This window comes from Bradyrhizobium brasilense, assembly GCF_029714345.1.
Taxonomy (GTDB): Bacteria; Pseudomonadota; Alphaproteobacteria; order Rhizobiales; family Xanthobacteraceae; genus Bradyrhizobium; species Bradyrhizobium australafricanum.
In genome coordinates, this window is sequence record NZ_CP121669.1 from 3,136,033 (window position 1) to 3,162,817 (window position 26,785).

The window sequence follows — 26,785 nt, forward strand, 5'->3', positions numbered from 1 at the left end:
GCCCGCGATGCCACAGAAGCCGAAGATTTGAAGATCATGGATGCAAGAAGCGTACGAACTACCGCCGAGGCGAAGGCCCTTGTCGAGGAGCGGGGCCTCTCCCACGTCAAGCTCGGCATCGTCGATCTCGACGGCGTCATTCGCGGAAAATATCTCGCGCGCGACAAGTTCGTCGGCGCGCTGGAGGCCGGCTTCAGCTTCTGTGACATCGTGTTCGGCTGGGACTCCAACGACCAGATGTACGACAATTGTGCATTCACCGGCTGGCATACGGCCTTTCCCGACGCGACCGCGCGCATCGATCCTTCGACCTGCCGCAATGTGCCGACGGAAGAGAACATGCTGCTCTTCCTCGGTGAATTCGAGGGCGCCGCGGCGGGGGTGTGTCCGCGCCGGCTGCTGCGGCGCGTCATTGACCGCGCCGAGGGCATGGGATTCTCGCCGTCCGTGGCCGCGGAGTTCGAGTTCTTCGTGTTCGACGAGACGCCGCACAGCGTGCGCGAGAAGGGCTTTCGCGGCTTGAGGAATCTCACGCCGGGCTGGTTCGGCTATTCCATGCTGCGCGCCTCCGTCGAGTCCGAATTTCATCGCTCGCTGCTCAAGCTCTGCAACGAGATGGACATGCCGGTCGAAGGCCTGCACACCGAGACCGGACCCGGCGTGCTGGAGGCCGCGATCCAATACACCGATGCGCTCGCGGCCGCCGACCGCGCCGTGCTGTTCAAGACCTTCTCCAAGGTCTGGGCCGAGCGTCAGGGCAAGATGCTCACCTTCATGGCCAAATGGTCGAACGCCTATCCCGGACAATCCGGGCATCTGCATCTGTCGCTGCGCGACCGAGACGGCAAGCCGGTGTTTCACCAGGGCGGCAGGCCCGGCGACATGTCCGACACCATGCGCTGGTTCGTCGGCGGCCAGCAGGCGCTGCTTCCGGAGCTGCTCGCGATGGTGGCCTCGACCGTGAACAGCTACTCGCGCCTGATCCCCGGCTTCTGGGCACCGACCGACGCGACCTGGGGAATCGAGAACCGGACCTGCGCGTTGCGCGTCATTCCCGGCAAGCCGGCCAGCCAGCGCGTCGAGTACCGCGTCGCTGCCGCCGACATCAATCCGTATCTGGCGATCGCGGCCGCGCTCGGATCGGGCCTCTGGGGAATCGAGCACAGGATCGAACCGGACAAGCCGATCATCGGCAACGCCTATGAGCGCAAGCATCCGCCCGAGCGCGCGTTTCCGCGCACGTTGTCGGAGGCGGCCGACCGGCTGGTCGCCTCGCAGGCGGCGCGCAATCTGTTTGGCGACGTCTTCGTCGATCACTACGCGATGACGCGGCAGTGGGAGGAGCGCGAGTTCCGCAAGGCCATCACCGACTGGGAGCTCGCTCGCTACTTCGAGATCATTTGAGACGGATCCTCCCTTCCAAAAACGAGTGACATCACGTGAACGATATCGTCTGCATTTCGCCGGTCGACGGCAGCGAGGTTGCCCGGCGGCCCGTCGCAACGGGTGCCGAGGTCGCCGCGGCTCTCGCGCAAGCACGGAAAGCGCAGCAGGAATGGTCGAACATATCGCTCGCCGAGCGCAAGGCGATGATGCTCGCCTTCCTGCACGAGATGCGGGCGCAGAACGACGAGGTCGTTCCGGAACTCGCGATGCAGATGGGCCGGCCGGTGCGCTATGGCGGCGAACTGCGCAGCCTGGAGGAGCGCGTCCGCGTGCTGGTCGAGCTCAGCGATGAAGCGCTGGCGCCGATCGTGCCGACCGGGCAGCCCGGCTTCCGTCGCATGATCAAGCGCGTTCCTGCCGGCATCGTGCTGGTAATCGCGCCCTGGAACTATCCCTATCTCACCGCGGCCAACACCATCGTGCCGGCGCTGCTGGCCGGCAACGCCGTGATCCTGAAGCATGCCGCGCAGACCCTGCTGGTCGGTGAGCGCTTCCAGGCGGCACTGGACCGGGTCGGCCTGCCCAAGGGGGTGTTCAGGACGCTCACGCTCGACCATGTCATGACCAGTGAGCTGATCTCATCGCGCTCGGTCGACCATGTGAACTTCACCGGTTCGGTCGCCGGCGGCCGGGCCGTCGAGCGAGCGGCGGCCGGGACATTCATCAGCCTCGGGCTAGAGCTCGGCGGCAAGGATCCGGCCTATGTGCGGCCGGATGCCGATTTCGATTTCGCGGTCGAGCAGCTCGTGGACGGCGCCTTCTACAACTCCGGCCAATGCTGCTGCGGCATCGAGCGGATTTACGTGCATGAGCGGATCTATGACTCCTTTGTAGACGCCTTTGCCGGCCTGACCGCGCGCTACCGGCTCGGCAACCCGCTGTCGCAGGACACGACGCTCGGCCCGATGGCGGCGACACGCTTTGCCGATACCGTCCGCGCCCACATCGGCGAGGCCGTCGCAAAAGGCGCGCAGCCTCTGATCGATCCGGCCCGGTTCCCGGCGGACAAGATCGGTACGGCCTATCTGATGCCTCAGGTCCTGGTCGGCGTCGATCACTCCATGCAGGTGATGATGGAGGAGAGCTTCGGGCCTGCGGTCGGCCTCATGAAGGTCTCCTCCGATCAGGAGGCGGTTGGCCTAATGAACGACAGCCCCTATGGCCTGACTGCATCGGTCTGGACCGAGGACGCCGCCGCAGCCGAACGTATCGGTGACGGCATCGCAACGGGCACCGTATTCATGAACCGCTGCGATTATGTCGATCCCGCCCTGGCGTGGACCGGCCTCAAGGACACCGGACGTGGTGTCGGCATGTCGCGCTTCGGCTTCGAGGCGCTGACCCGCCCAAGATCCTTCCACCTTCGCATCGAGCATTGAGGGCCGCACATGGACGTTCAGATCACCGGCGCCTGGAATTTTCCGACGCGCGTCGTTACCGGCGCGGGCCGCATCGCCGAGCTTCCCGAGGCGTGCCAGACCAACGGCCTCACGAGGCCATTGCTGGTCACCGATCACGGGCTTGCCAAGACCGATCTCATCGCCAGCATCGTCGACCGTGTGCGCGAGGCGGGCATTCCGCTCGCCGTGTTTTCCGACGTGAAGACCAATCCGACCGAAACCAACCTGACGGCTGGCGTCGAAGCCTTCAAGGCCGGCGGTCATGACGGCGTGATTGCGGTGGGCGGAGGTTCGGCGCTGGACGTCGGCAAATGCGTGGCGTTCATGGTGGCGCAGTCGCGCCCGGTCTGGGATTTCGAGGACGTCGGCGATTGGTGGACGCGCGCCAACACCAAGGGCATCGCGCCGATCATTGCGGTGCCGACGACCGCAGGCACGGGGTCCGAGGTCGGCCGCGCCGGTGTGATCACTCGTGAGGATACCCATGAGAAGAAGATCATCTTCCATCCCATGATGATGCCCAGGATCGCAATCGAGGATCCCGAGCTCGCGGTCGGTCTCTCGCCGTTTCTCACCATGGCAACCGGCATGGATGCGCTGTCGCACTGCTTCGAGGCCTACTGCGTCAAGGCATTTCACCCGCTTGCCGACGGCATCGCGCTGGAGGGGATGAAGATCGTCGATAACTATCTGCCGCGCGCGGTCGAGAACGGTCGCGACCTCGAAGCGCGCGCCTACATGTTCGCCGCGGCCTCGATGGGAGCCACCGCGTTCCAGAAGGGGTTGGGCGCGATCCACTCGATATCCCATCCGGTCGGCGCCCGATACGATACCCATCACGGGCTGACCAATGGTGTGGTCTTCCCTTATGTCCTGGTCTGCAACAAGGCTGCGATCGCCGACAAGATTCCGCACATTGCCCGCGCGCTCAACCTGCCGAGCCAAGACTTCGATGCCGTGCTGTCCTGGCTGCTGGCCTTCCGCAAGAAGCTCGGCGTGCCGCATACGCTCGCCGAACTCGGGGTGAAGGAGACCGACGCCGGAACGATCGCGGCCGATGCGGTCAAGGATCCGACGGCGGGTGCCAATCCGCGGCCGTTGACCGAGCCGGAGTTCAAGCAGTTGACGCTGGCCGCCATTCGAGGCGATCTTGGAAGCTGAGCCGTGCTGAGGCTGCTCGTTCTCGAGGGCAACACGCTGGCCGGCCGGCGACGAATCGCCGAGACGGCGGGCGCAATGCCTGCGGAGAGCTATGCGGCGGTCCTGCGGTCGCTTGCACCTCGCGTCGTCGTCGACATCGCGACACCGGCGGATGCGAGCTTCGCGCTGCCGCAACCGCTCGACGCTTACCACGGCATCGCGATCACGGGATCGGCCCTCAATATCTACCAGCGAGAGGTCGAAGCGCTGCGGCAGATCGACCTCGTGCGCGAGATCTTCGTTCGCGGAGTGCCAATGTTCGGCTCGTGCTGGGGCCTGCAGCTCGCCACGGTCGCAGCGGGCGGCGAGGTCGGTCTCAACCCGGCGGGACGCGAGGTCGGATTCGCGCGAAGGATCATGCTGACGGCTGAAGGCCGCGCTCATCCCATGCATGCTGGCCGTGCGGCGGTGTTCGACGCGCCGGCCATCCACAGCGATATTGTCACCCGCCTTCCGCAGTCCGCAACCGTCACCGCCTGGAATACCATGTGCGAGGTTCAGGCGGCGGAGATCCGTTTCGGTCGCGGGCTATTCTGGGGCGTGCAGTATCATCCCGAATATCGCCTGCACGACGTCGTCGCCGTCATCCGGCGCTACGGACAGCTCCTGGTTGACGAGGGTTTCTTTGCCGATCTGGACGCGCTCGCGCGTTATGTCGCCGACCTCTCGGCGCTCGAGGCGGACGAACGGCGTGGCGATCTCGCCTGGAAATTCGCACTTCACCGCGACATTCTGAGCCATGATTGCCGGCAGACCGAGCTGAGGAACTGGATCGCATCGCTGGAGCAGACATGACCGCATTGCATGACCTCATCGCGCGCTTTGCCAGGATCGGTGCGACCGACGACGGTGGCGTGTGCCGGCTGGCTGGAACGGCGCGCGACAAGGAGGCGAGGGATCTCTTCTTGCACGAGATCGCCGATCGCGGCCTTGTTCCGAGGATCGACGCGATCGGCAATCTATTTGGCGTGGCGATGCTGGCGCCGGCGTCCACGGACGTCGTCATGACCGGCTCGCACCTCGATTCCCAGCCGACGGGAGGGCGATATGACGGGGTCTTCGGCGTGCTCGCCGGGATCCTCGCGGTCGAGGCCGTCAGGGAGCGTTGCCGTGCCAATCCCGGCGCCGCGCGACGCAACCTCGCCGTCGTGAACTGGACCAATGAGGAGGGTGCCCGCTTCCAGCCCAGCCTGACCGGCAGCTCGGTTTTCGCCGGCGCCCTGAGCCTGAAGGATGCATATGCGTGCAGCGACGCAGAGGGCGTCACCCTGGGCGAGGCGCTGTCCGCGATCGGCTATTGCGGGACGACGCCGCTCGAACACAATCCGGTGCGCTATGTCGAGTTGCATGTGGAGCAGGGCGATCGCCTGGAGCAGGCGGCTGGCGACATTGCCGCAGTGTCCGGCGCGTGGATGACGCGCAAGATATCGGTGATGTTCGAAGGCGACTACTCGCACACCGGACCGATGCCGATGGCGCTCCGCCGCGACGCACTGCGCGCAGCGGCCCGGGCTATCGAGGCGCTGTACCAGGAGGTCGCGAGGGAGACTGCGGGCGCCCATGCCTCCACGGGGCGCATCAGCGTTTATCCCAACTCGCCGAATGTCGTGGCGGGCCGTGTTCGGGTCTGGTTCGAGATCCGGCATGAGGCCGAAGCCGTGGTCTCGGCGATCAGCGATCGCTTTCTGAAGCGAATCGCGCGTGAGTCGGGCGAGATCGGCGTTGGTATCTCGATCGCTGCCGACGAGAGGCGAGCGGGGACCGTGCTTGATCCCGGCGGCGTGGCACTGGTTCTTTCTGTCGCCGCGGATCTCGGCTTCAAGGCCATGACGTTCAAGACCATCACCGGCCACGACGCGCTGGCCATCCAGAAATCTGTTCCGTCCTCGCTGATCTTCGTCCCGAGCGAGGGCGGGCTCAGCCACAATCCGCGCGAGTTCACGGCGCCCGCGGCCCTCGACAAGGGCTACGCGGTGCTGACCGAAGTGCTGTGGAGAATGGTTACCGCGAGGGCGTGAGGCATTTCGGGTGGATGATGCCAAATGGGCGATGAAGGGACATCATCCGACAAGTAATTGATTTGCTGGTGGATCCGGCGGGACTCGAATCTGCAACCAGACCGTATGAGCGACGATCGCGTTCGAAGCTCGTCTGCCGCTTATCAAAGTAGACCGTTAGCTGATTTCCGCTTCTGGCCCAAAGCCGAACTTTGCAGAAGGTTGCAATGTCCGCCTTCGGGAGGAAAGTCGACCAAGGCGAAGCAGACCGCCGAGGTCGGCTTGGACCCATATGACGGACCTCGTGCGCATTGAGCCCAGTTACGGAACCAGTATCGCAATCGATAAACTTCGATTTGCTCTGCAAGCCTTTCTTTTGAACGAGCCGATAAACGCTTCGGGCACGAAGGATTATTTCGGGATGATGTTGAGCAGGAATTCGGCGATGGTCTGCTCTTTGGCTTTGCCGGCGTAGACTGCAACGGCCGGCCACGGCGATGCCACAGAAGAAGCCACAGCCGCGGCGGGCGGATAACGGTAGTCATCCCTTGATGATGAGGCGCCCCAGGAACGCATTGCAGGCCCGCTCGGCTTCAGCGAACGAACTGAAGGGAGACCCGGATACGTGAGCCGCTGGCATATTCAGAAAGTCGGGGCGATATGATGCAACAAAGCCCGGCTCTCCATGCAATCCAGGTCCACTCCGGCTCTCGTTGCTGATGACGAATGAATAGTCGTCGCTGCTTGCGATCCATATCTCCAGTTCAGTATCGACTCGGCGGAAGTGCAGGGCCATCTCACCCTCACAAACTTTGGTCCTCCGTGATCATCCACATGGGACGCTTAGTCTGCTTTTGTGCGGTTGGCCGCTTCTGCCTCCCGCGCCAGCCGTTCGGCCTTTAGGCGCTCTCGATTATCATGGACCGCTTTTTGCGCTTTGGCGTAATCCGTCATAGCATCCTTCGGCCTGACAGTTTTGAATGCCTTGTTTGCTTCGCGTTCCGCAGCCGTCGGCGCCCGTCGGTCTCGCTCTTTAATCATTGTTGACCTCCCATTTGGGCTGACTAATTCAACGCGCGAAGCAAGCTTTCGATCCTATTATGGGGCAATGATCTTGAGGCTGTGATCATTTTAGATTTCTGTCGCGGCGTACCTTGTGAAACCGCTCCGGCCTTTTGATGAGCTTGCGCTTGCGGCTGGCCTGATCGTCTTGGCTGGCTGTACTGTCGGTCACCTTGTGGATTGCGTCGCCTGCCAATTCGCGGGCGCGCTCCCTGGGGCTGTGCCGTTCAGCGCGCAGCGCCGTGGGCGATACAGTTAGCTCGAACTCGATGAGCCGGCGGACGTCCTCAGAGCGGCCCGGAGTATCGTCCTGCTTTGCCGCCCAGGCATCGACGACGGCCCGTAGGTCGGCTGACAGGCGAATTACGACTCTCCAGCTTGTGCATCGTCGCGGGATGTCGAGACAGGTGATGGCGCGACAATCGCGGCGCGCCCAGCATGGCATGAAATCACCCGGAGTTTGGCAGGATATCACCTTGCCGGATGCGGTCCGGATTCTAATGCTCCGAGCCTGGAGAGGAGACACCCCGAGCCTTGAATCTCTGCGGCGCAACGCACGCGGATGGGCACGGCGATCAGCAAAATGTCTCCGAGGGAGGAATCGGATGCCGCAACTGTTGCCGGACCGCACGCGAGAAATCCTTGCCGACGCCGCGTTCAGGGAACTGGTCTCGGGACGCGCGCGGCTGCGATGGGGTCTGTCCATCCTGACGCTGGTCATGTTCTTCGGCTTCATCGCGCTGATCTCGACCGCGAAAGCCGCGCTCGGCGCGAGTTTCGCCGGCAGCGCGATGCCGCTCGGCTTCGCGCTCGCCCTTCTCATGGTTGCGGCGATCATCGCCTTCACCGCCTTCTATGTTCAGCGCTCGAACACGCGCTTCGACGAACTCGCGCGCAGAGTCAATCGGGAGCTCGGCCGATGATCGCCAGATGGCTGCTGATCGCACTTTGTGTGGTGTTTCCATTCGCGGCGATGGCCCAGGGCGCGCCAGCCGCGGCGGCGCGTGGGCCCGACTGGATCGCGATCGGAATGTTCCTGATTATCGTCGCCGTCACGCTCGTCATCACCTGGCGCTCGGCCGGCAGCACCGGATCGAAGGCGGGCTTCTACACCGCCGGACACGCGATCACGCCGGTGCAGAACGGTCTGGCGACCGCTGGCGATTTCCTGTCGGCGGCCGCATTTCTCGGCATATCCGCGCTGGTCTACGCCAACGGCTTCGACGGCTTCATTTACGCGCTCGGCTTTCTCACGGGATGGCCGATAGTGCTGTTCCTGATGTCGGAGCGCATGCGCAATCTGGGCAGCTACACCTTCGCGGATGCCGCCGCGTTTCGCCTGCAGCGGACGCCGGTCCGGCTCGTCGCCGCGACCGGAAGTCTCGTCGTTGTGCTGTTCTACCTGATCGCGCAGCTGATCGGCGCGGGCAAGGTGATCCAGCTGCTCTTCGGCATCAACTACATCTTCGCCGTGCTCGGCGTCGGCGTGCTGATGATCCTTTATGTGATCGTGGGCGGCATGCAGGCGACCACTTGGGTTCAGATCACCAAGGCGGTGCTGCTGCTGTGCGGCGGAACGCTGCTCGCGCTGGCTGCCCTGTGGCATTTCGAGTTCAGCCTCGGACGGCTGCTGGAGGCCGCAAGCCACGTCCATCCCAAGGGAGCCGCTATTCTGGTCCCCGGCGGACTGTTCGCCGAACCGGTGTCCGCCATCTCGCTCGGCCTCGCGCTGGTGTTCGGCACCGCCGGCCTGCCGCATATCCTTATGCGGTTCTTCACGGTGAAGGACGCCGCCGCGGCCCGCAAATCGGTGTTCTATGCGACGGCCTGCGTCGCGTATTTCTGCTGGATCATTCCGGTGCTGGGCTTTGCCGCCGCAGCGATCCTTATGACGGATCCGAGCTATTTCAATGTCGCGGCATCCGGGCAGTTCAACAAGATCGCCGATCTGGTCGGCGGGCCGAACATGGCGTCGATCCATCTCGCCCACGCGATGGGCGGTCCGCTGCTGCTCGGATTCATCTCCGCGGTGGCATTCGCGACCATCCTTGCCGTCGTCGCCGGCCTGACGCTCGCCGGCGCCTCCGCCGTCAGTCATGACATCTACGGCCAGGTGCTGGCCGGCGGCAAGGCATCCGAAGCGCGCGAACTGCTGGTCTCGAAGGTCTCGGCTGTGGCCATCGGCGTCGTTGCGGTTCTGCTGGCCTACGCCTTCGAGAACCAGAACGTGGCGTTCATGGCCGGACTTGCGTTGTCGGTGGCCGCGAGCTGCAATTTTCCGGTGCTGGCGATGGCGATGTTTTGGCGTGGCACCACGACGCGCGGCGCCGTCGCCGGCGGTCTCGCGGGCCTCGTCGCGTCGGTCGTGCTGGTCGTGCTGAGCAAGACGGTCTGGGTCGCCGTCCTCGGCTTTCCGACGGCGCTGTTCCCCTACGACAATCCGGCTCTGGTCTCGATGCCGCTCGCCTTCCTGTTCGTCTGGCTCTTCTCGGTAACGGATCGCAGCGAGCGCGCTGCGCGCGAACGCGAGGCGTTTGCGGCGCAGTTCATCCAATCCGAGATCGGAACGGTTTTGGCCAGCGAACGCCCGGCTCTCGCAGCCGCGGCCTCGTGACAATGGACGGCACGGATCGAGGAACCTGGAAGACAGCATGACCAACGCAGTTCAACTCGACGAGACCCACGACCCGGCACGGCGGAGTTTTGTCGAGACGGCAAACGGCGGCGCGACCGACTTCCCGATCCAGAATCTGCCGCTTGGCATCTTCAGCACCGCGGCCGATACGCAGCCGCGGATCGGCACCGCGATCGGAGATTTCGTCTTCGACCTGAAGCGAGCGCTCGGTTCCGATGAGCACCTCGCGGCGCCGATCCGCCAGGCACTCCAGCAAGGCACGCTCAATGCGCTGTTCGCGCTCGGACCTATGGCGATGCGGAAGCTGCGCCGCCGCGCCGCCGATCTGCTGGGGCAGGGCAGCGCGGCCAATGACACCAGGCGCCGCGCCTCCGAATTGCTGACGTCGATCGCGGATGCGACGCTGCATCTGCCCACACGCATCTCGAACTACACGGACTTCTACGCCGGCATCTATCATGCGCGGGCGGCGGGCGCGCTGCTGACGCCGGAAAATCCGCTTCCCGCGAACTACAAATGGGTGCCCATCGCCTATCACGGCCGTGCCTCGTCGGTGCAAGTGGGGCGCGGGATGGTGCGACGGCCACTCGGGCAACGCCCGCCCACGGTGGCGGGCGCAGCGCCGGGCTTTGGCCCGTGCGAACGGCTGGATTTCGAGCTCGAGATGGGCTTCTACCTCGCTGCCGGCAACCGGCTCGGCAATCCCGTCCCGATCGCCGAAGCATCGCAGCAGATCGTCGGCTATTCGCTGCTGAACGACTGGTCGGCGCGCGACATCCAGCGCTGGGAGATGTTTCCGCTCGGACCGTTCCTCAGCAAGAGTTTTGCCACCTCGGTGTCACCGTGGGTCGTCACGTCGGATGCGCTGGCGCCGTTCCGTGTCCCGGCGCCGGCGCGGCCGGACGGCGATCCGCGTCCGCTCGACTATCTGTTCGACGCGGCCGATCAATCGCACGGCGGACTCGATGTCCACCTCGAGGTCCTGCTCTCGACCGCGCAGATGCGCGCCGCGAACCAGCCCGCTGCGGCGATTCTCACATCCAATGCCAAATACCTGTATTGGACCCCGGCGCAGATGATCGCGCATCACAGCATCAACGGCTGCAATCTGCTGCCGGGCGACCTGATCGGCACTGGCACCATTTCGGGGCCTAGCCCGGCGCAGCTTTCGAGCATGCTCGAGTTCACCGCCGCCGGATCACGGCCGGCCGTGCTTCCGAGCGGCGAGCGCCGCGGCTTCCTCGAGGACGGCGACGAGGTTACCTTCCGCGGCCGCTGCAGCCTGGAAGGTTTTGCGAGCATCGGCTTCGGCTCATGCGTCGGCAGGATCGGGCCGGCGGACGCCGTCATTGCCGGAAACAACCATGCCTGATGGCGGGAGGGTGATATGGAGTGTCAATCGCTGCTAACCTACGCACAGCTCCAGAACGCAGCGCTCGATCCAGACGACTTCCGCTTCGGACAGCTCCTGACATTGGCGGTCGGGTTATCGCTGTTGCTGGTCACGCGTCTGGCGACGCTGCTGGCCGCTGCGCTGTAGGGTGACGGAAGTCCGACGGCGAGCGGTTGGTCCACTTCTTGAACGCCTTGCGGAAGCTGGTAGCGTCGGCAAAGCCGACACGCTCGGCGACCTGATCGATTGCCAGATGGGTGTTCTCGAGCAACTCCGTCGCAATCGACTGCCGCATCCCGTCGACGATCGACTGGAACGACTGCCCGTCCACCGCCAGCCTGCGGTGGAACGTTCGCAGCGACAGCCCGAGCTTGGATGCGATCTCCGGCGCGCCCGCAAATCGGCTGGGGCTGTTGAGGCAGGCGGCTCTGATCCGCCTTACTAGCTCGGATTCGCCGGGATGCTCGGTCAAGACGACGTCACAGAGCTGCTGGCAGATCTTCGCGGTGATCGGGTTTGCATTGGGGCAGGGCAGATCGAGCACCTTGGCATCGAAATGCCATTCCATGCGATCGGCGCCGAAGTCGATCGGGCAGTTGAACATCCGCTCGTAGTTGCGCCAGTGCACGGGTGCGGCAAACGGAAAGATCATCCTCTTGCTCGGGAACGGCGACTCGAGGATGCGGCTGAACACCGCGGTCATCGAGCTGCGCCAGAATTCCGCGGCGAACGGCAGCAGCTCGCCGAGCGGGTCGAGCCCATGGCTGCGAAGGATCGCGGTCGTCCCGTGCTCGATCCGGAAGCTGATCTGCCTTACTGCCGGCCCGGCCATGGTGATGTGATCGAGCGAGAACATCAGCGCTTCGCCGAATGTCCGGCTCGACACCAGCGCATAGCCGTAAATGCCGTAATCGCTGATGCGCTGCCGAGCGCCTGCGAGCAACCCTATATCGGAGCGCTTCGCCAGCCGCATCGCGTTGCGGTAGATCGCCAGCCGCTGGCGGTGCGAGATGCGAGCGTGGGGATCCTCGAGCTGGGAAGCATCGAGACCGGTCCGTGCAAACAGCTCCCGAACCGACACGCCCTGCGCCGCCAGCTCGGCGGCCAGCGCGCCGAGTCCGAGCAGGCTCTGCGTCGGCGCATCGGGGTCGCTCGAGATCGGCATCACGATCTTGATCGGCTTCATGGCACTTCCTCCACGTCCGGCTGGCACAGATTGACAGGCCGACGAACGGCTCTTCCGGCCGTTTGGCAATTTTCGACATCATAATTGGCAGAGCTTGACGTTGTCACGTTTGTTATGACGGACGACATTCAAATCATCAGAACAGCGGGATCTGCGCCGGGCAGGCTCGCAGCGAGGAGACGTCTGACCGCCGTGACGCTGCGTCGAAAGCGCTGCCGGCCGGCTTTTGTATCGAGCGGAGGGAACCTGATGACGACAGTACTTCACGAGATGGACGGCAAGGTCGGCGTGGTGACGCTGGCGAAGCCGCCGCACAATTTGCTCGACGACCAGCTCATCAACGATGTGGTCGGCGCCTACCACGCTGTGGTTGCGGCCGGCTGCCGCGCCATCCTGCTGCGTAGCTCGATGCGGCACTTCTGCGCCGGCGCGGAGATGGCGTCCTGGGGAACCGGCACCAAGCTGCACACCGATCAGGCGGGCCTCGAAAAGATCTGGCGTAGTCTCGAGGATGTACCGATTCCCACGGTTGCCGCCGTCAATGGCGGCGTGCTTGGCGGCGGGCTTGAGCTCACGCTGACCTGCGACATGATTATCGCAGCGAACACCGCGTTCCTCGGCCAGGTCGAGGTTGCGGTCGGGTTGCTGCCGCTGCTCGGCGGCACGCAGCGCATCGCGCAACGCGCCGGCATCGCGCGGGCCAAGGAGATCGCGATGCTCGGCCGCCGTCACACTCCCGAGGCGTTCGAACGCTGGGGCATCATCAACCTCGTCGTCCCGGAAGCCGAATTGGGCGCTTCATCGATGACCATGGCCCGACAGCTCGCCGCCGGCCCGACCAAGGTCATCGCGGGCATCAAGATGCAGGCGAACCTGCAGGCGCGCGGCGGCGTCGCCGCTGCCGACGCGCGACAGGTCGAGATCAACGACATGATCTGGAAGGCCAGGGATCGCCAGCGCGGCGCCGACGCCTTCTTCGCGTCGGGCCCGGCAACAGCTGTCTTCGAGGGAGACTGACGATGTCGGCTGCGCCTCTTCAGGGATTGCGGGTGGTCGATTTCACTCGCGTGTTGGCCGGTCCGCATTGCACCAAGGCGCTGCGTGACCTCGGCGCCGAGGTCACCAAGATCGAGCCGCCGTCCGGCGACATTGGCCGCGCCGGACTGCCTTACGTCGGTGGTATGGGTCTCTATTTCGTGCAGCAGAACGCCGGCAAGCGGAATCTCAGCATCGATCTGAACTATGTTGAGGGACGCGAGATAGTCACCCGCCTGTGTAGGGGGGCCGACGTCATCGTCGAGAATTTCCGTCCCGGCACCTTGGCGCGGTTCGGCTTCAGCTACGACGACGTCCGTGCCTTCAACCCCGGCATCATCTATGTCTCGCTGAGCGGCTACGGGCAGTCGACCTCCTGGCGCAACCGGCCGGCCTTTGCGCCTACGGTGCAGGCCGAGACCGGCCTGACCTCGATCGTGCAGGACCATTTCGGTGCGGCATTGTCGGAGCCACGCGGCGATTCGTGCAGCCATGCCGATGTCTATACCGGGCTGCAGGGCGTGATCGCTGTGCTCGCCGCGCTCCAGCATCGCAACCGCACCGGCGAGGGACAGCACGTCGACGTGTCGATGGCTGCGACGATGCTGTCGGTCAACGAGCGCGCCGGCGCGATGATGTCGGGGATCGACACCGACGGCGAGCCTATCGCGCTGTCGGCTAATGAGTCGCACATCTTCGAGATGTCCGACGGCACTCGCCTGACGATCGCCGCCAGCCCGATCTATTCGCCGATGTTCACGCGCTACTGCGCGATGATGCGGCGAAGCGATTTGCTGGCCGATGCCCGCTACGCCACCGCCAGCCTGCGCCGGCAGAACCTCGCGCCGTTGCTCGCCGAAATCCGCGCCTGGATTACGACGTTCGAGAATCTCGAGCAGTTGCAGGCGCAAGTCAGTGAAGCCGGGCTCGCGGTTGGGCGCGTGCGCACCGTCAACGAGTTCGTGGAGACTGATTGGGCCAAGGAGTGGAATGCCGTGGTCGAGGTCGATGACCGGGCCGGCGGATTGGTCCGAATGCCGGGCAATCCCTGGATCTTCAGTCGCTCGGAACTGCCGTCGCCCGGCATGCCGGCCTATCAGGGCGAGCACAATGAAGACGTCCTTGGCCAGCTCGACTTTGCGCCCGAAAGGATCAAGGATCTGCAGCACCGCAACATCCTGCTCAGCCGGCGATAGGCGGAGCTTGTCCGGGCATGGCAAAAAGATCGCTTCAATTGGATGGAGGAGGAATCCGACGACATCAAGCGATCCGCTCCGACCTTCTCGGCACTTTCCGCGACGGACATTTCGCGACGCGAGCCTCCCCAGGCCGGCACCTAACTGGTTCCAACCCTCTCGCAGTGGAATTGCGGGCGAAAGGAGGCCTTTGACGGGGTATCAGGAGGCGACCTCGCGAGTTTGCCTGCCCGTAGGTAGAAAAGAGGGCTTCGAGAATAGTGGGCTTAGCGATGCAGCGGACCAGTGCCTCGAATTCCCGACGCCTTATCGTCAGTTGGTCCGGGCTCGCTCGAAATTTGCCTTGCCCCATTCCGACAAGAGGAAATCAAACTGGAGGTTCAATGCACGCTCTACGAGCGATTTGTCGGAATGGCCGTTGATTTTGCTAACAAATCATACGCCTCTTAATCAGCGGGTCTCGGGTTCGAGCCCTGGTGCGCCCACCAAGCTTTCATAGCTTAAGTCCGCCCTCGTAACGGTCATCCCGGCCGGTCGCGTCTGTTCCGGCAACCGCTATCGCCTGCTTCCTCACGCCGCTTCCTGATCTCTGCTCTCACGCTTGCGCGTGCGCTTCGCAGCGGCACGCAAATTGTCGGGGCATGTCCGCTATCGCGCGCGGAATTTCGATCGCCGTTTGAATTTGACGAAGTTCATCACGACAGCGCTGACAGGAGTTGGGGTGAAGGTGCGGGCTGCGCGGGGCGCCCTGCGGCGAGGGCGGTTGACAGGGGAGAGCGCCCACTTTAATCACCTGACTAATTAATCAATTAATTAAAGCCCGAAACCCTAGGGAAAGAATCCGCCTGATGCTGGCCGGCCAGAGACATCCGAAGCTGCTTGCCCCGCGCGGCCGCGGCTTCACTTGGCTGGAAGACCAGGTGTTGGTGCATTCCGTGCGCAGCGGCCTCGAACAGGCTGAGAATGACCTTGCCGAGCCCGCCGCACGCTTTGCCGAGCGCAACGTCAGTGTGATCACCGCGGGCAGACCGAACGCCGGAGCGACCGGCCATCGCGTCAAACCGTCGATCCCGGAAAAATCTGTGCAGCACCGCTGCGATCGCCCACGCGGTGCGCGCCGCGGACCCCTGCCGCCAAATCTCGCACATCAGTTCGGGCGCGCGAGCGTTGCGCGCCCGGCCGTGATGTCGCGGATCGGCGTCTGCCGCCCGAAGCAGAGTGGGCTTCGTTCACCCGTATGGAAAATGAGGAGTGAGGCGTAAACGATGGGACGTCGATCTGAGGTACTGATGGCGCAAGAGACCGCCGGCACGGACAACCGGCGCGTGATCCAGGTGGTGTCGCGCGCATTCGACATCGTGCGTTGCTTCGAAGGTCGAAGCATACGCCTGGGAAATCGCGAAATCGCCGATCGCTGCGGTCTTCCGCGATCGACGGTCTCGCGTCTCACCTTGACGCTTACCCAGATCGGGCAGCTGATCTATCTGCCGCAAGAGCAGAAATATGCTCTCGGTCCCCACGCCGCTGCGCCCGGCGCGCCGTTGTTTGCGCAGGGTTGCGACAAGCCTGTCTGCGCCGACGAGCAGCAACTCCGGCAGGTGCCGCGCTTCGGGTACTTCGAAGATCAGCGCAACTCGATTGCCGAGCCGCTTGCGGTGACGCCACACCGTTGACGCCTCGCGGAGACGGTTGGGACTATCGGTACGAGCGCAAGCTAACGAAACATCCGAAGCAAAGGGAAACGCATGTCTGAAGCATACATCATTGACGCTGTTCGCACGCCGCGGGGCATCGGCAAGCCGGGCAAGGGGGCGCTGTCGCACCTGCATCCGCAGCATCTGGCCGCGACGGTGCTCGGCGCGCTCAAGGAGCGCAACAAGCTCGATACGTCGACCGTCGATGACATCATCTGGTCGACATCGACTCAGGAAGGCAAGCAGGGCGGCGATCTCGGACGCATGTCCGCGCTCGCGGCAGGCTACGATATCAACGCCAGCGGCACCACGCTGGATCGTTTCTGCGGCGGCGGCATCACCTCGGTGAACCTCGCGGCAGCGTCCGTGATGTCGGGGATGGAAGATTGCGTCATCGCCGGCGGCACCGAGATGATGAGCTACCAACAGACCCTGGCAGCCGAGCGCTCCAAGGCCGGGCAGCCGGCGCGGATGATGGGTTCGGGCAATCCGGCGCTCGACGAGATTCACCCGCAGTCGCACCAGGGCGTGTGCGGCGACGCCATCGCGACGCGCGAGGGGATCAGCCGCGAGGCCTGCGATGCACTGGCGCTGACGAGCCAGCGGCGCGCCAAGCGGGCGATCGATGAAGGCCGCTTCGCCAAGTCGGTGATCCCCGTCCTCAACGACGACGGCAGCGTTGCCCTCAATCGCGAAGAATTCCCGCGCCCGGAAACCACTGCCGAAGGACTGGCTTCGCTGAAGCCGAGCTTCGAGCAGCTTGCCGATTTCGACCTCGGTAACGGCGTGACCTTCAAGAAGCAGATCCAGCGCCGCTATCCTAACCTCGAGTGGAAGGGCGTGCATCATGCCGGCAACAGCTCGGGCGTGGTGGACGGCGCCGCCGCGGTGCTGATCACGTCGAAGGAATATGCCGAGAAGCACGGCCTCAAGCCGCGCGGCCGCGTCGTGGCCTATGCCAACCAGGGTGACGATCCGACCCTGATGCTCAACGCGCCGGTTCCGGCGGCCAAGAAGGTACTCGCCAAGGCCGGCCTGACCAAGAACGACATCGACGTCTGGGAGATCAACGAGGCTTTCGCGGTCGTTGCCGAGAAATTCATCCGCGACCTCGAGCTGGACCGCGAGAAGGTCAACATCAATGGCGGCTCGATCGCGCTCGGCCATCCGATCGGCGCGACCGGATCGATCCTGATCGGCACGGCGCTCGACGAGCTCGAGCGCAGCGGCGGACGCTATGGCTTGGTCACCATGTGTGCCGCCGGCGGCATGGCACCGGCCATCATCATCGAACGCATGTGATCGCGAAAGGATATTGCCATGAAACTCGATTCATCGGTCGCCGCCGTCGTCACCGGCGGGGCTTCCGGCCTTGGTGCTGCCACCTCGCGCGCGCTGGCTGCGCAAGGCGTGAAAGTCGCGATCTTCGACTTCAACGAAGAGAAGGGTGAAGCCATCGCCAAGGAAATCGGCGGTGTGTTCTGCAAGGTCGATGTCACCTCGGACGAGCAAGTCGATGCGGGCTTCGCCAAGGCCCGCGCCGCGCATGGCCAGGAGCGCATCCTGGTGAACTGCGCGGGCACCGGCAACGCGGTGAAGACCGCGGGCCGCGACAAGAAAACCGGCGAGCCCACCCACTTCCCGATCGACGCCTTCAACCGCATCATCCAGATCAACCTCGTCGGCACCTTCCGTTGCATCGCCAAGTCGGCGCAGGGCATGCTGTCGCTGGCTCCGCTGGAGCACGGTGAGCGCGGTGCGGTCGTCAACACAGCCTCGGTCGCGGCCGAAGACGGCCAGATGGGGCAGGCGGCCTATTCGGCCTCGAAGGCCGGCGTCGTCGGCATGACCCTGCCGATCGCGCGCGACCTGATGGCCGAAGGCATCCGCGTCAACACCATCTTGCCGGGCATCTTCAACACCCCGCTGCTGCAGGGCGCCCCGGAGAACGTCAAGGCCGCGCTCAGCGCGTCGGTGCCGTTCCCGAAGCGTCTCGGCATGCCGGAGGAATATGCGCATCTGGCGCTGACCATGATCACCAACGGCTACTTCAACGGTGAAGACGTCCGTCTCGACGGCGCCATCCGCATGGCCCCGCGCTAAGCGACCGCGCACGGCAACAGGAGACGAGAGCGATGTCCGAAGAAACTCCGGTCCTCACTGAAGTCCGCGGACCGATACTGATCATCACCCTGAACCGGCCGGAAGCCAAGAACGCGGCCAATCTCGCCCTCTCCAAGGGCGTGGCCGCGGCGATCGACCGGCTCGACGCCGACGATTCCTTGAGCGTCGGCATCATCACCGGCGCCGGCGGCACATTCTGCTCGGGCATGGACCTCAAGGGGTTCCTGAAAGGCGAGCGGCCGTCGATCCCCGGCCGCGGCTTCGCCGGCCTCACCGAGGCGCCGCCGAAGAAGCCGCTGATCGCGGCTGTCGACGGGTATGCGCTCGCCGGCGGGATGGAGATCGCGCTGTCGTGCGACATGATCGTCGCCAACCGCAACGCCAAGTTCGGGATCCCCGAGGTGAAGCGCGGGCTGGCTGCCGCGGCCGGCGGGCTAATCCGCATGCCGCGGCAGATGCCGTTCCGTGTGGCGATGGAGTTCGCATTGACGGGCGAGTTCTTCGGCGCCGAGCGCGCCTATCAACTCGGCATCATCAATCGCGTGACCGACGGCCCGGCGCTCGACGCCGCGCTTGAGCTCGCGGCAGCGATCGGCGCCAACGGCCCGCTCGCCGTCAAGGCATCCAAGCAGGTGATCGTCGAATCACGGCTCTGGCGGGAAGATGAGATGTGGAAGAGGCAGCAGGAGATCGTCGGTCCTGTCTTCGTATCCGAGGATGCCCGCGAAGGCGCGGCTGCCTTTGCCGAAAAGCGAGCGCCGAACTGGAAGGGCAAGTAGCGCATCGCCTGTTTCGATGACGGAGCGTCGGTTTTGATTGCAGCAGAACCGGCGCTCCAATTTTTTGTACCGGTGACTCGGCGCACGCCGGCGGTTTCCATGACAGCGCTATTGGGTGAATGATGCGCAGCTTTACCGAAGACCAGGTCATCTTCCGCGACTCCTACCGCAAGTTTCTCGCCAGCGAGATTGCGCCCCATATGGAGGAATGGCGGGAGGCCGGCATCGTCGACCGCAGCGCGTTCAAGAAGGCCGGCGACCTCGGCTTCCTGATGATCTGGCCCGAGGAAAAATATGGCGGAATGGGCGACGAGGACTTCCGCTATGAGCAGATCATCATCGAGGAGACCGCGCGCTCGGGCTGCAAGGGCTGGTTCAACACGCTGCACAGCCGACTGGTCGGTTCTTACTTCAAACGCTTCGGCACCGAGGAGCAGCGCGACCGGTTCCTGCCGAAATGCGTTAGCGGCAAGACCATCCTGGCGATCGCGATGACCGAGCCCGGCGCGGGCTCGGACCTCGCCGGCATGCGGACGACGGCGGAAGACAAGGGCGATCATTTCCTGCTCAATGGCTCGAAGACCTATATTTCCAACGGCATCAATTCCGACGTGGTGATCGTCGCGGCCAAGCTCGCGGGCGCCGAGAAGAAGCATGCCATGGTGCTTCTGATCGTCGAGCGCGGCATGGAAGGTTTTGAGCGCGGCCGCAATCTCAAGAAGATGGGCATGCCGGCGCAGGACACTGCCGAACTGTTCTTCAACAATGTGAAGGTGCCCAAGGCCAACGTGCTGGGAGAACCCGGCAGGGGCTTCTACTATCTGATGGAAGGCCTTGCCGAGGAGCGGCTGATCTCCGCGGTCGGATCGATCGCCAACGGCCGCAAGGCGTTCGACATCACGCGCGCCTACGTGATGGACCGCAAATTGTTCGGCCGGCCGCTCGCCGAACAGCAGAACACCCAGTTCCGCATGGCGGAGATGGATGCCGAAATCGATCTCGTGCAGGTCTATGTCGATCACTGCGTGGCCGAACACAATGCCGGACGCCTGACCAGCAACATGGGCGCCAAGGCCAAGATGATGTCGTCGGAGGTCGAGTGGAAGATGCTCGATCTTGGCGTCCAGTTGCACGGCGGCGCAGGTTACATGGATGAATATCCGATCAGTCGCATGTTTACCGACGCGCGCGTCAATCGAATACTGGCAGGAAGCTCCGAAGTGATGCGGCTGATCATCGGCCGCGATGTTTTCTCAGAGCACTACAAGAGCATTCTGGACTAGCCGGTCACCATGACCGGCTATCTGCCTCCGCTCCGCATCAGCCGCGGGCCTGCCGCAGTGGTTCGCGCGCATGCTCCTTCGAGCGCAGCAATGCATCGACGAAGATCGGCTCCCAGGAGCGGATGTGAGTGCGCAGCAGGGTGGTCAGCGCCTCGGTCTCGCCGGCGAGCGCGAGCTCGATCAACCGGTAGTGCTCAGGCACTGACGCTTGCTGCCGCTCGTGGCCGGCGCGGGAGCTGATGCCGTAGAGCCGCATCTTGTCGCGCAGGCCCATCACCGTGTCGGTCAGCAGGTCGTTGCCGGCGGCCGCGATGAACTCGCGATGATAGTTGCGGTCGGCTTCCAGATAGAGCTGGACGTCGTCGGTCTCCACGGCCCTGGCGATCTGGTCGGCCCAGCCGCGTACGATTGTTAGATCCTTCGGTGGATTGGCGGCGACCAGCACGGCGGCGTGCAGCTCGAGCACTTCGCGCATGTCGAACAGATTGCGCAGTTCAGTCAGCGTCGGCTCCACCACCTTGAAGCCGCGGTTGCGCATCGGCTCGACCAGGCCGCCGCGGCTGAGCTCAAGCAGCGCTTCGCGCACCGGCGTCGAGGAGACGCCGAGGCTCGCCGCGAGACTCGGCACCGAATACATCGTGCCCGGAAGGCTCTGCCCGGAAATGATCTCGGCCCGCACCCGCTGCAGCACCTGTTCTCGCAAATTCTGGTCCATCGGTGGTCGTGGCCGCCTCTCGCTGGGAACTCCGATTCGTCGCTGATTATTACTTAGCCTTGACGCCGCCGGTAGCGTATGACGTAAATGTGTAACGCATTACAAGAATGCGTCACAAGGGGCGATCGGATAGTGAGACGGCGGTGAAACAGCGGCTACCCGGCTATTGCACGCTTTGTCGCTCGCGCTGCGGTGCCGTCACCGTGGTCGAGGATGGGCGTCTTGTCGGTATAGAGGTATTGAATAACCACCCGACCGGTGGCGCCCTATGCGCCAAGGGTCGCGCGGCCCCCGAGATCGTTGCCAGCCCGCGCCGGCTGACCGTCCCGCTCAAGCGGACCCAGCCGCGCGGTGCCGCCGATCCGGGCTGGGTCGAGGTGTCGTGGGATGAGGCGTTGACCGAGATCGCCGAGAAGCTCGGCACGATCCGCGCCGAGAGCGGCGCCGAAGCGGTGGCGTTCGGCGTCACCACGCCGAGCGGTACGCCGATGGTCGACAGTTTCGAGTGGGTCGAGCGCTTCATCCGCGGCTTCGGCAGCCCGAACCTGATCTATGCGGTCGAGATCTGTGGCTGGCACAAGGACTATGCGCACGCGCTGACCTTCGGCCGCGGCATCGGCTTTCCCGATTACGACAATGCCGATGCGATTATCCTGTGGGGCCACAATCCCGCGCGAACCTGGCTCGCCCAGGCAACGCGGATCGCCGATGCGCGGCGGCGCGGCGCCAAGGTCGTGGTGGTCGATCCCAAGCCGAACGGCTCGGGGCAGCAGGCCGATCTGTGGCTGCGCATCCGTCCGGGCGCCGATGGCGCGCTCGCGATGGGGGCGATCCGTCACCTCGTCGCAACCGACAGCTTCGATGCGGATTTCGTCAGCGCATGGACCAATGGATCGCTGCTGGTCGATCGTGCGACGGGACGCTTCCTGCGCGCCGACGCGTTGTGGCCGGATGGCGCGCCGGAGGCTTTCGTTCGTCTCGATGCGTCGGGCGCGGCCGTGCCTTGCGACACGCGTTACGCGCCGGAGAGCTGTGGCCAGCTGCGTGGCGCGCTGCAGGTCCGCACACGCGACGGCCGGATGATAGCGGTGGCAACCGCGTTCGAGCTGCTCGTCGAGCGAGCCGCGCCTTACACGCCGGCGCGCGTCGCGGAACTGACCTGGCTTCCTGTCGAGGACGTCGACGCGTTCAACGCGCTGCTCGCTCGCCGGCCGCGGCTCGCCTATCATTCCTGGACCGGCGTCGGGCAGCACACCAACGCGACCGCGATCGAGCGCACGATTGCGACGTTGTATGCGCTGACCGGCGCTTGCGATCGGCCCGGCGGCAATCGCTGGCCGGTGCCGCCGCCGACCCGTGCCCTCAACGACTACAATATCCTGTCGCCGGAGCAGCAGGCGAAGGCGCTGGGCATTGCCGAATTGCCGCTCGGCCCGCCGGCCAAGGGCTGGATCACGGCGCGCGATTTCAGCAGGGCGGTGCTCGATGGCGAGCCTTACCGGGTCCGCGCGCTGGTCGCCTTCGGCACCAACTTCGTCGTCTCGCAGGGCCATTCCGAGCGCAACCGTGCCGCGCTGAACGCGCTGGAATTCCAGGTTCATATCGACATGTTCATGAACCCGACCGCGGAGAGCGCCGATTTCGTGCTGCCGGCCAGCACGCCGTGGGAGCGCGATGCGCTCAAGATCGGATTCGAGATCACGCAGGAAGCCGTCGAGACCGTGCAGTTTCGCCCGCGCATGGTCGAGCCGGTCGGCGCAGTGAAGGCCGATTACGAGATCGCCGCCGCGCTCGCGCTCAAGCTCGGGATGGGCGAATTGTTCTTCGGCGGCGATATCACGGCCGGCTGGAACTATCAGCTCGCGCCGCTCGGCATCGGTGTCGAGGATTTGCGCGGGCATCCTGAAGGCCGCCGCTTCCCGCAGATCTTCCGCGACGAAAAATACGCCGTGGCGCAAGAGGACCGAACGGTTGCCGGATTCGCGACGCCGACGCGCCGCGTCGAGCTTTATTCCGAGCTGATGCTGGGACACGGGTATGATCCCTTGCCCGACCATGTCGAGCCGGTCGGCAGCCCGCTCACGGCAGCGCCGGATGCACGCTTTCCGCTCGTGCTTTCCACCGCCAAGAGCGGCTGGTTCGTTCACTCCTCTTATCGGCACGTCGCCTCGCTGCGGCGCAAGTCACCCGATCCGGCCGTCGAGATCAGTCCGCAGCTCGCGGCGCGGCGCGGCCTTGCCGAAGGCGACTGGGCCGTGGTCGAGACGCATGGCGGTGACGTGCGCCTGAAGGTGCGCCTCAATGCGGCGCTCGACGATCGGGTCGTCGTCTCCGAATTCGGCTGGTGGGAAGACTGTCCGCCGCTCGGCCGCGAGCGTTCCGCGACGGCAGGCATCCACACCCGCAACATCAATGCCGTGCTGCATGACGATGCGCGCGATCCGGTCAGCGGCTCCGTCCCGCTGCGCGCGATCGTCTGCGACATCAGGCGCGACGGCGTTGCCAGTCGCGGCTTGTGGAGCGGTCAGCGGCGGTTCACGCTCGGTGCGCGCCGCGCCGAGGCAGATAATGTCATCGCGCTCAACCTGCTGCCGCTTGACGGCGGTCCGCTGCCCGACTTCCTGCCGGGCCAGCACGTGATGGTCTCGCTGCCCGGCGCAACGCAGGCACGGGCCTATTCGCTGACCGGATCGGGCGATCGGCCGGATGTGCTCTCGATAGCGGTGAAGGGGCGCTTCTTCAATGAGGCGCCGAGCGGCGACGCGCCGTTCTTCATGCCGGATCGTCTGCACCGTCTTGCCGTCGGAGACGAGGTCGTGCTGGAGCCGCCGGGCGGCATCTTCACGCCGCCATTGAAGGGGCAGCGGCCGCTGATCTTCCTCGCCGCCGGCATCGGCATCACGCCGTTCATCAGCCATCTCGAAACGCTGCAACGGATCGCACCACAAGATCGCGTTGGCGAAATCCTGCTGCTCCACGGCTGCCGCAGCAGTCGGGAGCATCCGTTTGCCGAGCGGCTTGCGGAGTTGGAAACCGGTATTCCGGGGCTGAAGCGTGTGACGTTCTATTCCGCGCCGTTCGCGCAGGATCCGATCCACTCGCATTCGTTGCGCAAGGGGAGGGTTGATCTCGGAGAGGTCAAGCCGCTGTTGCCGCGTTGGCCGCTGGTCTACATCTGCGGCTCGCCGGAATTCGTTGCGGCACAGATCGAGGCCGTGACGGCGCTCGGCGTGCCGCGCTTCGACATTTTTGCTGAAAGCTTCGTGTCGCCGCCGTCGGTGCCGAGCGATCTTGCGCCGCGCACCGTCCGGCTTGCGGGCAGCAAGCAGAGTTTTTCCTGGCGGCCGGAGCAGGGGACGCTGCTTGATGCGGCGGGTGCGGCGGGCGTCGCGCTGCCGAGCGGCTGCCGTGTCGGGCAATGCGAAAGCTGCGCGGTTCAGGTCGTCGATGGCGAGTTCACCCATCTCGGCCCTGTCGATGGCAGTGAGGGACAGTGCCTTGCCTGCCAGGCTGTGCCGCTGACCGATCTCACGCTCGCGCTTTGATGACCAAACACGATTGAAGGCTGTAACCGCGTTACCGGAAGGGGATCAGATTGATGACGAATGCAACGCACGATCAAACCATGAGCTTACGAAAACCTGTCGCGGACAACATCATAGCGCGATTTTCGCAAGCCCTGGTGGCGTTTGCGGAGCGCTGGTTTCCGGATGCCTACGTCTTCGTCCTGATCGCGGTGATTGCGGTCGCGATCGGCGCGATCTTGCATGGCGGTTCGCCGCTCGCCGTCAGCCGCGCGTTTGGTGACGGGTTCTGGAACCTGATTCCCTTCACCATGCAGATGGCGCTGGTCGCGATCGGCGGCTATGTCGTGGCGATGTCGCCGCCGGTGGCGGCCGTGCTGGCGCGGCTCGCCAGCGTGCCGAAGACCGGGCGCGGCGCGGTGGTCTTTGTCGGCGTGCTCAGCATCTTCCTGTCGCTGCTGAACTGGGGCCTGAGCCTGATCTTCTCCGGCCTTCTGGTGCGCGAGATCGCACGGCGCACCGACATCAGGCTCGACTACCGGGCGGCCGGCGCCGCCGGCTATCTCGGGCTCGGCTGCGGCTTCACCCTCGGCATCACCTCCTCGGCCGCGCAGCTGCAGGCCAATGCCGGCAGCATTCCGGCGTCGCTCCTGCCGATCACCGGCGTGATCGGTTTCTCCGAAACCATCCTGACTTGGCAGAATATGGTCACCGTCGTGATGGTGACCGTCGTGTCCGCGGCGATCTGCTATTTCACGACGCCGGCGCCCGAGCAGGCCAAGACGGCCGAAGACCTCGGCGTAGCGCTCGGCGATGATCGCATCGAGGCCAGGAAGCCGGCGCGTCCGGGCGACTGGCTCGAGTTCAGCCCGCTGCTGACGATCCTGATCGCCGTGCTTGCCGCCGGCTGGTTGTGGCAGACATTCCAGTCGGGCAATCCGTTGATCACGCTGTCGGGCCTCAACACCTATAATTTCGTCTTCCTCATCCTTGGCATCGTGCTGCACTGGCGTCCGCGCAGCCTCATCGAGTCGTTCTCGAAGGCGATGCCGAGTGTCTCCGGCGTGCTGTTGCAGTTTCCGTTCTACGCCGGCATTGCGCAGATCCTGACCAAGGTCCCGAACAGCAGCGGTACGACGCTGTCGGACACGATCGCACACTGGTTCGTCGGCGCCTCCAGCAATTCCACCGTATTTTCGTTCCTGGTTGGAATCTATTCGGCGCTGCTCGGCTTCTTCGTGCCGTCGGCCGGCGGAAAGTGGATCATCGAGGCGCCATACATCATGAAGGCGGCCAACGACATCGGCGCGCATCTCGGCTGGACCGTGATGGTCTACAACATCGCCGAGACGCTGCCGAACTTCATCAACCCGTTCTGGATGCTGCCGCTGCTCGGCATCCTCGGCCTGAAGTCGAAGGATCTGATCGGCTACACCTCGGTGCAGTTCTTCATCCATTTCCCGATCGTGATGCTGTTGGCGGCCATCCTGATGGCGACCTTCACCTATCACCCGCCGATCCTGCCCTGAGCGACCTTGGCCGGGCACCGGGATGCACGGTGCCCGGCCAATTCAGCGCTCCACGACCGTCACCACCAAAACTGTGCTGTTTTTCCGCTGGCCGCGAATGAGGCGTCGCGCCGGACTCTTATCTTTGGTCAGCCATTTCATTGACCGCCGCGCGGTTCGGCCGGATATTGCTGCGCGATACCCCGCGTTGTTCAAGGCCACCGCAATGAGACACGACCACCGCAGCTTGATGTGCGACATGCGAAACCGCATGCAGCATCGCTGCGTCTCGGTGGCGACCGGCGTCTGTTGTTGATCGCTCCAACAAGTCAAGCACCCGACAATCAGACAGGAGCGCCGTCGTCCGGCGATCGAACACGCATGTCCCAAGCCCAAATGTCTCAAGCCTATGTCATCGAAGTATCGGATCGGACCGCCGGCATCGTCGTCAGCGACAAAAGCGGCTTCTGCTTCTTCTCCTCCGACCGCGCCTTTGACGTCCTCGACGGCGGCTATTTCGGCTCCGCGCGCGCCGCGGAGCGTGCGGTGAGGGCGCATTTGCAGCGGCACCGCGAGGTCCGGGGCGGTGCGACGCGCGGTTGAGGCCG

Annotated in this window: 22 protein-coding genes and 1 pseudogene; 19 read left to right on the plus strand and 4 right to left on the minus strand. The window is 64.5% G+C overall.

Going from position 1 to position 26,785, the window contains the following annotated elements:
* Nucleotides 1–36: 36 nt before the first annotated feature.
* From QA635_RS14430 to QA635_RS14450, 5 genes are read left to right on the plus strand one after another with little or no spacing between them, the layout of a single operon-like run.
* Nucleotides 37–1,404: a glutamine synthetase family protein gene (locus QA635_RS14430; RefSeq protein ID WP_283069825.1), complete on the plus strand. Its 1,368-nt coding sequence runs from the start codon at nucleotides 37–39 to the stop codon at nucleotides 1,402–1,404.
* 35 nt (nucleotides 1,405–1,439) lie between these two features.
* The gene (locus tag QA635_RS14435; RefSeq protein ID WP_283069826.1) at nucleotides 1,440–2,825 is read left to right on the plus strand and encodes an aldehyde dehydrogenase family protein; all 1,386 of its coding nucleotides are present in this window, start codon (nucleotides 1,440–1,442) and stop codon (nucleotides 2,823–2,825) included.
* Nucleotides 2,826–2,834: 9 nt separating this feature from the next.
* Nucleotides 2,835–4,007, plus strand: coding sequence for an iron-containing alcohol dehydrogenase (locus tag QA635_RS14440; protein ID WP_168856093.1), 1,173 nt, complete (start codon nucleotides 2,835–2,837; stop codon nucleotides 4,005–4,007).
* A 3-nt stretch (nucleotides 4,008–4,010) separates the two neighbouring features.
* Nucleotides 4,011–4,841 carry a type 1 glutamine amidotransferase gene (locus QA635_RS14445; protein WP_283069828.1) on the plus strand — a complete coding sequence of 277 codons (831 nt, stop codon included), beginning with the start codon at nucleotides 4,011–4,013 and terminating at the stop codon, nucleotides 4,839–4,841.
* Nucleotides 4,838–6,064 (plus strand): Zn-dependent hydrolase, encoded by a 1,227-nt coding sequence (locus tag QA635_RS14450; protein WP_283069830.1) that lies wholly within the window; start codon nucleotides 4,838–4,840, stop codon nucleotides 6,062–6,064. The genes QA635_RS14445 and QA635_RS14450 overlap by 4 nt, the downstream gene beginning before the upstream one ends.
* A 390-nt stretch (nucleotides 6,065–6,454) precedes the next feature.
* Here the strand turns inward: QA635_RS14450 and QA635_RS14455 are convergent, their stop codons facing one another.
* Both QA635_RS14455 and QA635_RS14460 read right to left on the minus strand, forming a co-directional pair.
* Complete coding sequence (locus QA635_RS14455; protein WP_283069832.1) at nucleotides 6,455–6,619, minus strand: hypothetical protein; 165 nt, start codon at nucleotides 6,617–6,619, stop codon at nucleotides 6,455–6,457.
* A gap of 267 nt (nucleotides 6,620–6,886) precedes the next feature.
* On the minus strand, nucleotides 6,887–7,084 hold the full coding sequence (locus QA635_RS14460) for a hypothetical protein (protein WP_076834229.1): 198 nt from the start codon (nucleotides 7,082–7,084) through the stop codon (nucleotides 6,887–6,889).
* Between the two features lie 626 nt (nucleotides 7,085–7,710).
* On the opposite strand from QA635_RS14460, the gene QA635_RS14465 reads away from it, so the two are divergent.
* Genes QA635_RS14465 through fahA form a run of 3 tightly spaced genes read left to right on the plus strand, consistent with a single transcriptional unit; the run spans nucleotide 7,711 to nucleotide 11,112 of the window.
* On the plus strand, nucleotides 7,711–8,028 hold the full coding sequence (locus tag QA635_RS14465) for a DUF485 domain-containing protein (protein WP_283069834.1): 318 nt from the start codon (nucleotides 7,711–7,713) through the stop codon (nucleotides 8,026–8,028).
* Nucleotides 8,025–9,719, plus strand: a complete 1,695-nt coding sequence (gene actP, locus QA635_RS14470) for a cation/acetate symporter ActP (protein ID WP_425249154.1) — start codon at nucleotides 8,025–8,027, stop codon at nucleotides 9,717–9,719. The genes QA635_RS14465 and actP overlap by 4 nt, the downstream gene beginning before the upstream one ends.
* 37 nt (nucleotides 9,720–9,756) lie before the next feature.
* Nucleotides 9,757–11,112 (plus strand): fumarylacetoacetase, encoded by a 1,356-nt coding sequence (gene fahA, locus QA635_RS14475; protein ID WP_283069835.1) that lies wholly within the window; start codon nucleotides 9,757–9,759, stop codon nucleotides 11,110–11,112.
* 130 nt (nucleotides 11,113–11,242) lie between these two features.
* On the opposite strand, the gene QA635_RS14480 is transcribed toward fahA, so the two are convergent.
* Nucleotides 11,243–12,319 (minus strand): AraC family transcriptional regulator, encoded by a 1,077-nt coding sequence (locus tag QA635_RS14480; protein ID WP_283069837.1) that lies wholly within the window; start codon nucleotides 12,317–12,319, stop codon nucleotides 11,243–11,245.
* A 249-nt stretch (nucleotides 12,320–12,568) separates the two neighbouring features.
* Here QA635_RS14480 and QA635_RS14485 point away from each other — a divergent pair, with 249 nt between their 5' ends.
* The 8 genes and pseudogenes from QA635_RS14485 (at nucleotide 12,569) to QA635_RS14520 (ending at nucleotide 20,430) form a co-directional block, all read left to right on the plus strand.
* On the plus strand, nucleotides 12,569–13,336 hold the full coding sequence (locus QA635_RS14485) for an enoyl-CoA hydratase/isomerase family protein (RefSeq protein WP_283069839.1): 768 nt from the start codon (nucleotides 12,569–12,571) through the stop codon (nucleotides 13,334–13,336).
* A 2-nt stretch (nucleotides 13,337–13,338) separates the two neighbouring features.
* Nucleotides 13,339–14,550, plus strand: a complete 1,212-nt coding sequence (locus QA635_RS14490) for a CaiB/BaiF CoA transferase family protein (RefSeq protein WP_076834220.1) — start codon at nucleotides 13,339–13,341, stop codon at nucleotides 14,548–14,550.
* Nucleotides 14,551–15,398: 848 nt separating this feature from the next.
* Nucleotides 15,399–15,812, plus strand: coding sequence for a hypothetical protein (locus tag QA635_RS14495; RefSeq protein ID WP_283069842.1), 414 nt, complete (start codon nucleotides 15,399–15,401; stop codon nucleotides 15,810–15,812).
* A gap of 3 nt (nucleotides 15,813–15,815) precedes the next feature.
* A pseudogene (locus QA635_RS14500) lies at nucleotides 15,816–16,079 on the plus strand (helix-turn-helix domain-containing protein); the annotation flags it as partial.
* Between the two features lie 216 nt (nucleotides 16,080–16,295).
* On the plus strand, nucleotides 16,296–17,546 hold the full coding sequence (locus tag QA635_RS14505) for an acetyl-CoA C-acetyltransferase (protein ID WP_283069844.1): 1,251 nt from the start codon (nucleotides 16,296–16,298) through the stop codon (nucleotides 17,544–17,546).
* Nucleotides 17,547–17,564: 18 nt separating this feature from the next.
* Nucleotides 17,565–18,347, plus strand: coding sequence for an SDR family NAD(P)-dependent oxidoreductase (locus tag QA635_RS14510; RefSeq protein WP_028336964.1), 783 nt, complete (start codon nucleotides 17,565–17,567; stop codon nucleotides 18,345–18,347).
* A gap of 32 nt (nucleotides 18,348–18,379) precedes the next feature.
* Complete coding sequence (locus tag QA635_RS14515) at nucleotides 18,380–19,147, plus strand: crotonase/enoyl-CoA hydratase family protein (protein WP_283069847.1); 768 nt, start codon at nucleotides 18,380–18,382, stop codon at nucleotides 19,145–19,147.
* A 119-nt stretch (nucleotides 19,148–19,266) separates the two neighbouring features.
* Entirely contained in the window at nucleotides 19,267–20,430 is a 1,164-nt protein-coding gene (locus QA635_RS14520) for an acyl-CoA dehydrogenase family protein (RefSeq protein ID WP_283069849.1), read from the plus strand.
* A gap of 37 nt (nucleotides 20,431–20,467) precedes the next feature.
* Here the strand turns inward: QA635_RS14520 and QA635_RS14525 are convergent, their stop codons facing one another.
* Complete coding sequence (locus QA635_RS14525) at nucleotides 20,468–21,145, minus strand: GntR family transcriptional regulator (protein ID WP_229193290.1); 678 nt, start codon at nucleotides 21,143–21,145, stop codon at nucleotides 20,468–20,470.
* A 143-nt stretch (nucleotides 21,146–21,288) separates the two neighbouring features.
* Here QA635_RS14525 and QA635_RS14530 point away from each other — a divergent pair, with 143 nt between their 5' ends.
* From QA635_RS14530 to QA635_RS14540, 3 genes are all read left to right on the plus strand, one after another.
* On the plus strand, nucleotides 21,289–24,690 hold the full coding sequence (locus QA635_RS14530) for a molybdopterin-dependent oxidoreductase (RefSeq protein WP_283069851.1): 3,402 nt from the start codon (nucleotides 21,289–21,291) through the stop codon (nucleotides 24,688–24,690).
* Between the two features lie 53 nt (nucleotides 24,691–24,743).
* Nucleotides 24,744–26,198 (plus strand): short-chain fatty acid transporter, encoded by a 1,455-nt coding sequence (locus QA635_RS14535; RefSeq protein WP_283069853.1) that lies wholly within the window; start codon nucleotides 24,744–24,746, stop codon nucleotides 26,196–26,198.
* Between the two features lie 360 nt (nucleotides 26,199–26,558).
* A complete protein-coding gene (locus tag QA635_RS14540) occupies nucleotides 26,559–26,780 on the plus strand; it encodes a hypothetical protein (protein WP_283069855.1) in 222 nt (73 codons plus the stop codon).
* The last annotated feature ends 5 nt before the right edge of the window (nucleotides 26,781–26,785 follow it).

Coding starts and splice junctions, on each gene's coding strand:
- QA635_RS14430 (WP_283069825.1), top strand. CDS start 37: ATGGATGCAAGAAGCGTACGAACTACCGCCGAGGCGAAGGCCCTTGTC.
- QA635_RS14440 (WP_168856093.1), top strand. CDS start 2,835: ATGGACGTTCAGATCACCGGCGCCTGGAATTTTCCGACGCGCGTCGTT.
- QA635_RS14450 (WP_283069830.1), top strand. CDS start 4,838: ATGACCGCATTGCATGACCTCATCGCGCGCTTTGCCAGGATCGGTGCG.
- QA635_RS14455 (WP_283069832.1), bottom strand. CDS start 6,619: ATGCGTTCCTGGGGCGCCTCATCATCAAGGGATGACTACCGTTATCCG.
- QA635_RS14460 (WP_076834229.1), bottom strand. CDS start 7,084: ATGATTAAAGAGCGAGACCGACGGGCGCCGACGGCTGCGGAACGCGAA.
- QA635_RS14465 (WP_283069834.1), top strand. CDS start 7,711: ATGCCGCAACTGTTGCCGGACCGCACGCGAGAAATCCTTGCCGACGCC.
- actP (WP_425249154.1), top strand. CDS start 8,025: ATGATCGCCAGATGGCTGCTGATCGCACTTTGTGTGGTGTTTCCATTC.
- fahA (WP_283069835.1), top strand. CDS start 9,757: ATGACCAACGCAGTTCAACTCGACGAGACCCACGACCCGGCACGGCGG.
- QA635_RS14480 (WP_283069837.1), bottom strand. CDS start 12,319: ATGAAGCCGATCAAGATCGTGATGCCGATCTCGAGCGACCCCGATGCG.
- QA635_RS14485 (WP_283069839.1), top strand. CDS start 12,569: ATGACGACAGTACTTCACGAGATGGACGGCAAGGTCGGCGTGGTGACG.
- QA635_RS14490 (WP_076834220.1), top strand. CDS start 13,339: ATGTCGGCTGCGCCTCTTCAGGGATTGCGGGTGGTCGATTTCACTCGC.
- QA635_RS14495 (WP_283069842.1), top strand. CDS start 15,399: ATGCTGGCCGGCCAGAGACATCCGAAGCTGCTTGCCCCGCGCGGCCGC.
- QA635_RS14505 (WP_283069844.1), top strand. CDS start 16,296: ATGTCTGAAGCATACATCATTGACGCTGTTCGCACGCCGCGGGGCATC.
- QA635_RS14510 (WP_028336964.1), top strand. CDS start 17,565: ATGAAACTCGATTCATCGGTCGCCGCCGTCGTCACCGGCGGGGCTTCC.
- QA635_RS14515 (WP_283069847.1), top strand. CDS start 18,380: ATGTCCGAAGAAACTCCGGTCCTCACTGAAGTCCGCGGACCGATACTG.
- QA635_RS14520 (WP_283069849.1), top strand. CDS start 19,267: ATGATGCGCAGCTTTACCGAAGACCAGGTCATCTTCCGCGACTCCTAC.
- QA635_RS14525 (WP_229193290.1), bottom strand. CDS start 21,145: ATGGACCAGAATTTGCGAGAACAGGTGCTGCAGCGGGTGCGGGCCGAG.
- QA635_RS14535 (WP_283069853.1), top strand. CDS start 24,744: ATGACGAATGCAACGCACGATCAAACCATGAGCTTACGAAAACCTGTC.
- QA635_RS14540 (WP_283069855.1), top strand. CDS start 26,559: ATGTCCCAAGCCCAAATGTCTCAAGCCTATGTCATCGAAGTATCGGAT.